At 55.3% G+C, this 13066-nt stretch carries 4 protein-coding genes; all 4 read right to left on the bottom strand.

Annotated features, from left to right (window positions below; translation table 11 throughout):
- Nucleotides 1–16: 16 nt before the first annotated feature.
- Entirely contained in the window at nucleotides 17–4990 is a 4974-nt protein-coding gene (locus tag VKV18_RS11155; RefSeq protein WP_324204281.1) for a hypothetical protein, read from the bottom strand.
- Nucleotides 4991–4999: 9 nt separating this feature from the next.
- Entirely contained in the window at nucleotides 5000–8314 is a 3315-nt protein-coding gene (locus VKV18_RS11150) for a hypothetical protein (protein WP_324204280.1), read from the bottom strand.
- 79 nt (nucleotides 8315–8393) lie between these two features.
- A complete protein-coding gene (locus tag VKV18_RS11145; protein WP_324204279.1) occupies nucleotides 8394–10574 on the bottom strand; it encodes a type II secretion system protein in 2181 nt (726 codons plus the stop codon).
- A 37-nt stretch (nucleotides 10575–10611) separates the two neighbouring features.
- Nucleotides 10612–12642, bottom strand: coding sequence for a prepilin-type N-terminal cleavage/methylation domain-containing protein (locus VKV18_RS11140; RefSeq protein WP_324204278.1), 2031 nt, complete (start codon nucleotides 12640–12642; stop codon nucleotides 10612–10614).
- Nucleotides 12643–13066: the final 424 nt, after the last annotated feature.

Below are 13066 nucleotides of genomic sequence, written 5' to 3'. Positions count from 1 at the left end.
TTCCCTCATCTTTTTCCTAAGGCTGAAGACTTGCTTTTGGATCTTGTAACGTAAAGCTTGAAGCATCGCTGCCTGTAAAGCTTATACTGCGCAAAATAGGCAGTTGCAGCAGGTTCCCTGCCGCATCCGTCTGGATTAAGGTCTCATGCGGCACCATACGCACGATGCAGCTGTTTGGGTTGCCAAGCAACAGCGTTTGATTTTGGAAAGGTGCCGGTCCGGGGCCTGGAGCATAGAGCGTTCCTGCATTTTGATATCCGTTATAGGTACCGTTTGGCCCTGTTGCCGTCGTATAATAGTCTATCCCACGTATCTCAAAGACCTCTCCATGCACCTCACCTTCTCTCACATTGGGGTAGTTTCCAACGTTGTCCGGGCCGGTGTAAGCATTGGTAATGAGATAATGCGGCACGAACTGCCCCAACACAGAGCTATAGTCGGCTTGCGGAAGGCGCTGAATGCTTACGGCATAGAGATGGCGCCCCGTGAGGTGGTAGTAATCCGCATCGGTAAGCTGCCAAACGATATCGAGATTTTTTCCATCGGCATCCGGTGCCAACTCGTAGCAGCCGGCATTATCTGCTAACAGATAGCGAATGGTGCGATTACCCGTTTTCGGATCGGTATAGGGGAAGGCATGGAAGTAGACCGGATTGTTCACCGGCACATAGGCGACGAACTGCCCCTGTGCGTTATAGAGTTTAAGCTGGCTGATGGAGGCGATCACATTTCCATCGGTATCCCCGTTCGGACCAAAATAGTTGTAGCGCGACAAGATCATTAAGGCGCCTCCTAGCCCCTCTTGATTTCTCAAGGAATCCGCCACCGTCTGTCCACCGGAAACCGTTGACAAGCTCACATCGCTCACCGCAGCCACCATGTCAATCTGGTTCGGATTGGTTGGGTCTACAAACTGCTGTATAGTTCGATAGCGAAAACTTCCGTTTTGTTCCCCTAACGAGCGGGTGGTAAAGATCACTTGATGGTACATGGTAACCGGCGGATAGTTCGGGTTGTTCGGTGTTAGCTGGATGTATTGCCCCGTATTTGGATTGAACACATCCACAACCTCGATGGCACGGTAATTTCCGGCATCGGCGATCACGTAGTGAACGGCATAGTAGGGGCCGGTGTAGGTGTAAGTAACCCCTGTGAGTCGGCTCAGGATAGTAATGGTGCCGTTGGTTTGGCTATCGGTATAGATTTGGGCATCGGCGGGATGATTGAGGGCAAGGGGTTCTCCAGGGCGGAGGGCCTGTATATCGTTGTTAAAAGCCGTTATCTCTTGCAGCACGGTGCCCGATGGGTCGAATACGACGACGCGATTGTTGCCCGAATCGGCCACTACGTAGTTCCCTTGCCCGAACAGACTAATAGAGGACGGTTGCCGGAAAGGCACCCTCACAACACTGACCGTGTTTCCGTTTGTGGAAACCGCTTTGGTAGTATTTAGGCTCCAAACGGCGCTCCCGCCGGCATCTACTTCCAAAATGCGATTGGCATCGGCGATCACCGTCAACTGATTGTTTAAAGCGGCGATACCGGCTCCCGACCCCACAGCCACAATGCCCTGCGCTGCTGCCGGAGGATTGATCATAACCTGGATAAGCGGGCTTCCATTGTTTGGATTGGTGAGAGTAGTTATTACATGAACGCTGATTTTGCCTTGCTGGGCGGCGTTTAAATCTACGGCAGCAATGTGCCCATCTACCGTACCATAGTAGAGCGTTTGCGCAGCAACCGTTGGCCCTGAGGCAGGGAGCGGAGTGGCCTGAGCACCGAAATTGGGAATAAGCAGGTACCAGGCCAAGTTATCGAGCGGCCCGAAGCCGTTACTGCCATAAATCGCCTGACGCACCCCTGTATTGCCCAACGAGATGAAGATGGGCAGTGCTGTGTTAAAGGCATCAATGCCGTTGATCGGGCGCATATTCAGGATATGGATGGCCGTGGCAAAAACCTGCCCCGTCTGGGCATCTGTCTGCGTATCCAGAGCGTAGCCGGTACCGGCCGGCAAGGTGATATAGGCGGGCGAGGTGGTGGAGTTCACAAAATCGGGCTGTTGAACGGCCAATTGAACCGGTGCGGCGGTCGGCGACGTTTTGTACAGGATCGGTGGGTTCAACGGCACCACGGGGTTGATCTGGCTGTTGAGCGCAAGGATAGCCGTAAACTTATCCCCATTGGCATCCGCGGCCACTCCAACCACATAGACCGTGCCGTTCAGAAGTGCAGGCTGCCCCACCACACGAAACTGCACCATAGGAACCTGAGCATTGGTGGTTGGATCGGTATAGACCAGCCTCGGGCGAATGGTGTTGCCGTCGAAAGTGCCGCCATACATAGGCGAGAACATCCAGTTAACCACCTGCCCGGAGGCGGGGCCGCTCAACGTCGAGTATTGGCCGGTAACGCTATAAATACGATCTGGCAGCACCGTGCCCGGCTGCATCACTTTATCCGTAAGGCCCTGCGGTGAGGAAGCAAAGAGGGCCGCTCCTTGGTCATCGAGTACAGCCCCTCCGATAAGATAGTGTGGAGAGGAGACGGAGCTTTCCGGATAGAGCGTAAACGTTCTTCGCTGCACGACGAGCTGCATATCTTGTTGGCTTGGGCTTATCCCGTTGATCGCATCTCCCGGCCAATCAAGTGTGTAGTCCACGCTGACCGTGCGAACGATATGGTTCGTGGTATCGTTTAGCAAAATCCCGTTGTTCGCATTGAAAGTCACCACGATCTGGTGCCCGCTTGGCGATCCGGTTCCGTCAGGTGGCGGAGGTCCATTGTAGCTTACCGTAAAGACCCCATCGCTTAGGTGATAGGTTTTCACATCTATCACATTACCGGTATTCGTATCGGTCTCGGTAACGTGCACTACCGGTGTCAAGTCGAGCGTGTTGGCACCGCTCGGCGGTGTAAGGTACCATGGCACCCAGGCGCGCGCTCCATGCGGTTCAAATTTATAATTAAGCCCATTCTGAGGTTGGTCTACCGGCTGCAAAGGCTCATTTTTGGTTGCAAACCAAAGCCCTACCAATTGCCCTTGCGACGCAGGCGTTCCGTTCGGCTCGGCTTGGGCCGCCGCATAGACCACCTCGTCCTCCGCCCCCGTCTGTTGGTCGGGCACCCACCCAACCGTCAGCGGCCCCACAAGGTCGCTCAATCCGTTGGCCAAAGCGCTCGGATTCACGGACGGAGCCACTCCATTGGCGTTGTTAGAAAAGGCGTTGACGGTCTGCCCCGCTGCAATCGATCCGAGCAGGTCTACGGCCACCACATGCCAGGCATGGCCGGCATCGTTGTTGGCGTTGTCATAAACCGGCGCAAATAGCACTCCTCCGGCGTAGGCAGGGCCGGGAACCGGCAGTGGATCGAGCAGCGAGGCCGTGTCGTCAATAGCCGCATTGGCCTGCCCGGCCTGCCCTACCTGAAACAGCAACGGCGATGTGGATTGCAGAGGGCCGGGGAAACCGGGCAGCGCGTTAAACACCCCGGTCACCCCCAAAGAGTTGGTAACGGCGCATACTTCTACCGTTTGGCCATTGGCCGGATTCGTTACCGATGCCAACAGGGGCGTAGAGTAGCGGCCATTGGCACCTAAAAAGGTATTCCATATCTCATCGTAAGGGGTGCCATACACGAAGTCGGGAATTCCGTTATCCGAAAAAAGGGAATAACCTGTTAAGGCCTGCCCCGGATGCAAGTTATAAACATGAAGTCCGTTATTTCCGTCTACATAGGCGGCAACGTTCTGGTCAATGGCTACACCGGAGCCTGGGTTGGGAGGATTGTTCAGAGGCACGGTAGACCAGGCCGTTTCTAAGTTCGCTCCGATGATCTCTTGAGTGGACGAATCGCGATGGGAGTTGGCATTCGCTGCCGGCATCGCTCCTGTCCATGCGGCCACATTGTAGGCAAACTTAAGCGGTGTGGTGGGAACGGCGATCACGGTATCTCCGCTCACGGCACCATCATTGGCGCTGCCGGTAACATTGATCGGATTTGGGGCGCCCAGAGCGGCATTGATCGCCGCCGCGATGCCAACACTTGAAAGCAGAATATGGCCGGCCCCATAGTTGCCCGCATAGACAAACGGAGCCGAGGTGCCCAATATCGGGGTCATTATAGTGGGGTCAACAAAAGTGGAGTTAATAAGCCCTCCGCTCAAGGCAACGAAAATGTTGCCGCTAAACGTATGTGCGAAGTTCGCCGTATCCGCCAAAGAGATCGGGTAGGGATCGTTGAAAAGGGTGGATAGGGGCTGCAGGATATTAAATCCAGGGCTATCTGTTGCAGAAGCCAGTTGCAACGGAAACAGGAAGTTGCCGCCGTCCGAAGTGATGCCGGCAGCTCCATCGTTCTCTATCCAAAGGATGCCGCCCGAATCGACGAACTGGCGGAGTTTCTCGACCTCGTTTTCATCGAATTGAATGGTTCCCGCCCCCAATCGGCTACCTTGCAGAGGGAGAAACGCGATGTCGTAGCTGTCGAGCGCCTGCTGGCTTATCGTGTCGAGGTCTTCCTCCCAATAGGCGCCCATATTTTTGCTAACCGGCGCTCCCACACGAAAGATAAGCGACTGGGGTGTGCCGTTTTGGAAGGCCGGGTCGGAATTGATCTGCCGCGCCAACCAGCGGTTATAAATGTCTTGAGTAATTGTGGAGGGGGCTAAGGGGTTTACGAACTGCCAACCCGCCGGTTTATAGTCGGTACGCGCATCGAGGGCATAGAAGAGATAAGGAACCGGATCGTTCTTGACGACCTGCCCGTTCACCACCCGCGAAGTCGCGTTGGAGACAAGCACACACGCCTTGATCTGCCGGGTCTGTGTGGTGTAGCGTGTCGCATCGGCGAACGCCTTCGGACAAGACAAGATAAGGCCTAATATCCCCAGAGCCAGCCCCATCCATAAAACGTGTTGTAGCGGAGATATCTTGTGTCTCATAGTCGGTTTATCCTTATCGAACACAATGCCCTCTTCGGTGCGCATGGCAACCACCTATCCTCCAAAAGCGGTTAGGGAAGTCAAGTTATCGCTATCCGTCGGATCGATGCCTATCCGTGCCGAGTTCTCACCCGCGTAAAGATAGTTCGGGCACACAGGCAGATCGGGTATCGGCGGCAATGTCTGAACGAAGGTATAGGACGTGCCGTCGGCTCCCGTTGTTTGTATGATATTCACCCGCAAGGCTCTCTGTCGCCGCAGAAGCGCCGAGTTGGCCAAAGTAAGGTCGGTAGCACGATAGTAGGGCATGGCCAAGATCGGCGCGTACTCGTAGCGCAGGCCGTTGGTAATGGCCAATGCCGGATTGGCGGTGACGTTTTGCAGGTAGTTGGCGTTCTGTTGTTCCAGTGGGGTACGGTAGTCTATGGTATTATCCTGTCCCGGATCGTAGCCTTCAAAGGGCGCGTTCGGGTCGTCGAAATCTCTATTATAGAGGTGGTCGTCGGGCACCTGCACGCGTGCCGCCGTGTTCTGGTAGTAGGCCGTCGAGCCGTAATATTGCGGGATATAGCCCCAGCGATGCATCCAGGCAGCCTGATCGCCCTCCGAGGCCGTATAGTTCTCCGCTATCGCTCCCCAAATGGTGATGCGCACGTCGGGCGGCTCATCGTAGAAGGGAAACACATCCTTCGAGGCGCGTTCGGCCGAGGGCGTTGCATTGGCCAAATCCGCGATATCTTGCGCGTTATAGGAGACACGCACATTGTTGCGCGCCAGATAGGCCGAGCGAGAATCGTTGGCATCCGGGTTGAAAGCGTAGCCGGGGATCACGAAGAAAGAGCGGTTTTGGGCATAAAGCAGGGCCTCGATGCGCACATCAAGCGGGGTAATCATCGCCGTGCTTAACTGATAGTCGCTCTGGGGGATCGGCGAATCGGAAAGCTGTTGCAACGTTTGATCGAACTGGAAGCGCAGGAGATTATCGTATCCCGGAGCGTTGATCGGCGGGTAGTTTTGGGCAAAAAATGGGCCGGTACGTTGGTTGCCTATTGCAAAGATGCCGGGATAGCTAGGCTGTGGGCCGTTGATGAGAAGCCCGATCTGTTGGAAGCGCGGCAGGATAGAAGAATCATCTAACGGTAGTCCAGGCACCTGTGGGAGAATGCCCAAGGCACCCGTTGATGACGGACTATTGCCAAACCCTAAGAAGAACGGGAAAATATAGAGAGGATCGTTAGGGGCGCTGGCAAGGCCGGGGTTTATCAGCAGGTTGAATAGGGCAGGATACGGGCCGGTTGCCGCATGGCGCACCATGAGAAAGATGGGCACGGGGTTCCCGTTAGAGGTATATGTAGATGGATTCACTCCCCAGTTAAACTCCATATCCAAGGTAGGCAACGACTCGCTCCCTACCCCGATCGGCGTAGAGAAGATCGGCAAATCCGGGTTTACCCGACTGAAAACATTTGCCGAGACGGTGCGCATGAACTGCGTGGTATTTACACAAACGTAGTCCTCGGCAAGAATAGCGCAGGTAGATGCATGCTCCATATGAATACCGCCGTTGTTATCCACATAGCCATCGCCGGCCACCACGCTGCCGTCAATATAGGCGGTACCACGAGTAACCAGAGTGATATGAACCCGCGCAAGCTTGCTCGTCGTAGCGCTCTCTGCCGTATCCTTAACGTTCGTGATGGCTCCATAGACGCCATGAACAATGATATTGCCCTCGGCAAACAGGGTGAGATTCACCCCATAGGCATTCGGGTCGCCACCAACAGCATAGTTCTCTCCATTGCCAGCATTAATTGTAGTGTTCTTCAAACCGGCAGCTTGCCGCGCTGCAGGGTCATCCCCATCATGCGGCAGAGGCGGCAACCCCATCTGCTTTCGGGCGTAGTCCCAGAGTGGGATGGTGATGGTGCTGCCGGCAGAAGAACCATCCGGATTATAAAACACCTTCCCATCATGCCGTGTCAGCCGAATGGCGTTGCCAAGCAGGGTTACCTCCACTCCGGGCGGAATATAGAAGGGCCCGTTCCAGTAGTTGTGTACGGCTCCTGGGTCTATCCAGTTCGCTCTCAGCGAATAGCCACCATTCACTCCGGGCACATTCGTCTCTTTTTGCAGATCGCTTTGATTATCTATGTAGATGTTGGAGCCTAACCCATATTGCCCTGTATTGAACTGGCTGCCGTTCGGCAGTTTCACCCAAAATCCGGAGTTTTTCGTCAGCACTCGATAGCGAAGATCGTTACTGTTGTAGAGATCGGTATCGAGGCTAGGTGGGTCGAGGCGCGGAACGCTCCGCGTAAACCCATTAGCATCACTGGAACCTGCTGCGTCACGAAGGATGCCGCCATAGGTGTTGAATGCCAGGTTTTGCTGCTGAACCGTAATGCCATCGGAGGGTATTACCGCCCCACCGTTATTGTTTGGGGATAACAGCGTGGGGGGTAGATTGATCGGCTCGTTAAGATAGGCAGGAAGCGCCGTGTCGTCTATGGTGGAGTAAAAAGCCTGTGGATGGTTAGATTCCACACGAATTTTACCGTTCACGAACACCCCTTCTTGAATCACGCCGGCATTGCCCCCTCGATGGCTCTCATAGAGATAGGTATCCCCTCCAAAAGTGAGATCGCCGTTGCAGTAGATAGGAAAGCCGAAGATAGAAAACCGTTGGTTGCCCACCTGGGCCGCCCCATTGGCATACGGAGCAAAGCCGAGCATGGGGTTGCCCAAAACGGTGGCCGGGTAGGCGCCAATGGCGGGCGTTCCCACGTAGTTGGGCACGGTACGCCGGTCTTTACCGGTGATGTAAAGCCCGTAGTCCGTCAGCCCGATCTCTTTATAAGCCACCAACTCGCTGCGTAGGGTTGGCGAGTTGCCGTTTGGAACGAAAACGGTTGGGTCACTGCCGGGCGGATTGGGTAGCTCTCCGGGGCGCCCCACCGATTCGATGGTGAGCGCTTGGCCAAGAGGATTGTTCGGGTTGGGATCGTAGGCCACACGCACCAGGGCGCGCCCGCCCTTCATGGGAATACGAGAAAACCCACGCACCAGCCAGAAGTAATCGGGGTCGGTAGGGCTGAGGGGCGGAGTGGGGTCGGGGCGCCAATCCGCCCCTTCTAGGCTACTATTGAGCATGGTATTGCAGTAGTCCAAGCCGGCTTGAGCGAGCTGCCGTGCCTCTGCCGAATCGCGGCTGTTACCGGCAACAACGAGATTGCGGGCGATGCGGGCCACGAAAAGCCCTCCGATCACCAACAAGAAGAACATCACCGCTAAGGCGATGACAAGGGTTTGGCCGCGCTCGGCAGGGCGGCGTCTAAAAACCCGATCGAACGATATCTGCGGATTGGACATGGTTTTTTCGTTTATTCGACCCTAAACGGTTCGAAATTCATGATGATATTGGCCAGCAGCCACTCATTTAGAAGACATTTTAGCGCTGAAGGTTCCGCACGCGCACTTTAGAGACAAGGTTGGTATCTTGAGCTGTCGCCGAAGAGGGATCGAATAGGCGCGCGCTCAGCACCACATCTATAAGGCTACGGGTACGATAGCTCACCTTCACCACATCCGAAGGCTGGTTGAGTTGGAACTGATAGGTCACTTGAACCGGGTCGGCAGGTACATCCTGACCATTGACGACCTTCTGTGTGGGCAGGTTATGCCGATAGAATAGGCCGGCGAGGGGGTTATCCCCGCCAGACGACTGTAACGTCTCCGGCTGGTTATCGAAGGCGATATACCCCACCATCAAACGCCATTCTACAGATTGCCAGTCTATATGTTTACCGTCTTTTGTAATGTCGTTAAGGTCATAACCTGGCACCACCATGTAGTTGATTTTATACTGGTTCGGGCCTATCACATCCTGGCTCGACGGAACCCGTGTGTACTGTATAGCGTAGCCATAGTGCGGGCCCGGACGCTGATCGGGGCCGATGACCACCTCACTGCCGGGAACGATCTCCGGGAGTACCTTAAACGGATTCTGGAGATCGTAGTGTTCCAGGAAGTATCCGAGCGGTGAGGTGGTATTCGCTTGCTCAGCCGGCGGGGGAACTGGCGGGGCAACTAGATCCAGTGCTGGATCGAACCGATCGGACAGTAAAATGTAGCGCGAGTTATATGCCCCTCCATAGCCCGCATTGATGTCGGCCGGGGAGTACACTTGCGGCCCTTTATAGCCACTCTGAAGGTTCAGCACCCACTGCGGAAAAGCGAAATTGACGAGGCCGGACACCGGGTCCACGGTAAAAGCGAACTGCAGGTTGGTGGTGTTCGTCCAGAAGCCGAGCGGGTTCGGATCGGGCCCAATATCGGGCAGCGTGGCTGGGTCAGGCGGCACGGCGCCCTGATTCACCGTCTGCTCCACGACGTGCCCGTTGCCGGCAGCATCCACGTAGTACTGGAAGTAGGTAAGTGGGTTTTGTGAAAGAGGGTCGGCCCCAGGCGTGCTCGAACGATAGACAGAAACCCCATAGGGCGTGGCCCAAGCCCCATACCGAGCTTGATAAACTGGAGGCGCCGAGTAGGGCGTCTCATCTCCGGCTGCACTCGCACTCATCGGCGTTGCCGCCTCGTTTTGCACCGAGGAGGGCACAAAGCTGATGAGGAGATGCGGCGTTGGATGAGCGTTGGCATCGTACACGATGTTGCCGTTGTTATCTCTATCGAGGTAGATGGCATCGCCTTTATTGGCCTGAATCAAGTTTTGCGCCAAGGCAGCCCAATTCTCCCAGCGATAGACCACCGTTGTGGGCATGCCATAGCGTTCGGCAATCTTCTGCCATCCCGGCACACCCCATTTGGGGTCACCCGTATCTCCGGCTCCTGCTTTGGTGGCATCGTAGAAAAAGTTCGGATCATCCAAGATAAGCGGATCGGTCTTCGAGTCGGTGGGCGCGCTTGGGTTTGTGCCTGTATGCAGTAAAGAGAGATTGGGGATGAAGGTACTTGGGTTATCCGGGTCGGGAATATAGGGAGTGAACTCCACCCGATAGAGCGTCATTCGGTTGTCTCTGGAAGCAAGCTGGGGGTCGGTCCAGCGGTTGGCATAGCCGTGGTAGTTTCCTTGGCCATCTACCGGCATGCCGCTCTGTTTGTAGCCTGAGGTATCCACACCGGAGCGATTATCGTGCAGGCCGATGAAGAAACGCGTGATGGTGCGCCCCGGCGCCAAAGGCAGCGCGACCTGGGCGCCGGGCACAATGGGCAGACCGGTGGTCGGGTCTATCGGCTGATTCGGGTTGTTGCCCTGCTCTCCCTGAAGGCCGGGGGAGACAAACTCGATGAGGCCATAGGGCACAGAGGTTAGGTAGGGATTTCCTTTCTGGTCGTAGAGCCAAAGGTTGATCTTGGTTTGCGGTGTGTTGTTGTCGTAGACAAAAACCGCGTTGGAGAGCTGAGCCGACAACTCCCGCAGGGTATCACGGGCTGTATCCTGGCTCTCGATCTGCGTGCTGGCTCGGTTCACAAGGTTAAAACCATCTATGAGCGGTTTCGTGATGATCACCAACAAGATAGAGGTGATGGCGATCACCACAAGCAGCTCAATCAGCGAGAACGCATGGTTCGCAGCGCTTTTTACCCTCTTTAAAGATTGAATCCCTACCATTGTTTCCAGCTCCTTCATACCACGCGACAGAGGGGGTCTACGGTGCGCTCTGCCGCGTCAACACCGTGTCACGGTCAATACGTCGCCACAGAATATAGTTCGGATTGCCTGGGTCACTCCACACCACGCGGCTACGCACCGACATGCCAGATACGTAATCCACTGCACGCCCCGTCGGCACCGCCGAAAGGGCGGTCGCATTCGGAATTTGATCTGTAATATCGGCGTAAACGTAGCGCGCCCCGTTCACCACATCCACCCGATTCACGTCGCTGATCTGCAGGGTCACGTTATGGGCAACCCCGTATGTTGTGGGATCGTTGGGATTGGTATTGGCGGTTGCGTAGTGCACTTCGCCGATAGTCACCGTTTTGCCGGCCTCACTCAACGCAAAGTAGATGCGCGTGGGTGAAGAGCCGTTAGTGCCATCTCCCACCCAGCAGTACGTTGAGGTGATTTGGGTCGGGCTACTTGCGAGTTGATAATAGGGGGTTGCCATTTGGATCTGCATCCCCCAACGCCTATCGGCTCGATAGAAAATGCGAATAGGGGCATTCTGAAGATTGTTGTTCTCGATTCCGGGCTGACTGAAGGTAAGGATGCCATTTTTTGCATCCAAAGTGGCCGCCACTAGGCTGCCCTGCGTGCTCTGCCCGGCCACGATACGGCACAGTTGCTGCCCGTTATCCATATCCTGCACGATCAGGTCGGCATCATCCGGCGAGGTATCCGCCGGATCGTTATGAAAGAGGCCGTTGTAGGTGGTCTGGTCAGGTAGGGTATCGCCCTGAGACAGAATGTGCCCCAAGGAGAGACGAATGGTGTAGGGAGCTTGGCTTGGAATGACCGAATCGTCTCGAATAATGTGGTTATCATACGTCAAGTAGTCCACATAGGCCACGAGGTTTTGTGGCTGAGTGAGTGTACCACTAGCAGTAGGCGTTGGCGAGGAGACATGACCTAGCGGATTGAAGAGAAGCACTCCTCGGTTGGCGTTGTTAGGCTCCTGGGGGCTAAGCCAAGCATACTCGTAAGGGTCGTCGGTGAATGGAGGGTTCGGCCCCGGCGTTATGGAGACAAGCCGGAACGCGCGGCTTACCTGATCGCTGTAGGGGACGATATTGGTCTGTGGATTTAGCTGTGGTGACGTGTTTGAACTGAAGATAGGCTGCCAAATCGGCACCAGCGGTTGACCTGCGGGAATATCCGGTACTGTAATGTTAACTTTTTGGGTTTGATAAGAGCCAGGAATTGGATAGCCGTTCGCATCCGTTTGGTAGGTTAGAAATGTCAGATCAAACTTACGGAGGTTAGGCCGATTCTCGTTGGCATTAGGGGCCGGGCGTGGATAGAAAGCGATCTGATTGTGCGCGTAGTCTATGGCGTACTCATCGGGTGAGTTGAGCACGGGGATAGGATTCGGGTTGTTGATATTGGGCTGCGAGTCCTCCACCACACGGGTCATAGGAGGGCCGTGGACCGTGAGACTATCCGCAGGGTTCCCGTTGCTATCGGTATGAAACACATTGTAGACCGGGCCGTATTGCAGAATATGGATGGAGCCTCCTACACCTGCAGCCTCCACAGGGATGGTAAACGATTCCCCTTGAATATAGCGAATACGGTTCACATCGGAGAAGAAGTAGGGCAGAAAACCGGTGGGTAAGGCGAAGTTATACTGCGCCTGCAGGGCAGCTAACTCTTGCGGAGTTGCCGGGCTGAGGTCATCCGGGTTCGTGCCGTTGAGAATCTGGATGGTTCCATCGGCCTTCGGAAGCGCCGAGAGCACGGCGATGGGAGGACCTTCCATATGGCGCAGGTCGGAGAGCTGCTCATTGGCCAGAATTTGCGCTGTGGACATTTCGCTGGTGCGCTGCAGCACCACGAAACCGCCGGGGAAAAGGCTGACCAGTGAGAGAATGCCGATGGCCAATATAACCATCGCCACCAGAGTTTCGATGAGCGAAAAACCGCGTCTTTGTGAGCAAGCCCCCTTTGGAGCGGTTAGCGGAAACCACCGCATAAGCCGCTTTAGGGTCGGTTTCTTATTGGAATAAGACGGTCTCATGGTCAATTTGCCTTCTCCCAGGCGCCGCTACGGCGGCGCTAGCACAGTTCTGCCTAGGCTCCTGATTTTCCTTCTTTTGAGACTACCACACCGAAAAAATTGTTCCACAAGTTGCTGCGTCTCGCCGATTTTCCACGAAACCGATGTTTTCTAGCCCCCACCCCCGCCCCTCAGAACTGGTGGGACTGGAACTTAAGATTTCTCGCCTTCGGCTCGAAATGACAAGCGTCTTTCGGCTCGAAATGACTGTTGTATCGCTGGCTCCTCAGCCCCCACCCCCACTCCCCTCCCCCTATCAGGGAGAGGGGAGACCAGTAAGTTTACTCTCAGTTTCCTTCGATAACCTTCCCTTCGGAAACTCAACATAACCGCCCCCTTTCTCCCTAATAGGGGGAAAGGATGGGATAGGGGGCGGACAAGATAG

The sequence above is a fragment of the Chthonomonas sp. genome (genome assembly GCF_035294505.1).
Classification (GTDB): Bacteria; Armatimonadota; Chthonomonadetes; order Chthonomonadales; family Chthonomonadaceae; genus Chthonomonas.
This window is presented reverse-complemented; position numbering and strand designations above follow the sequence as displayed.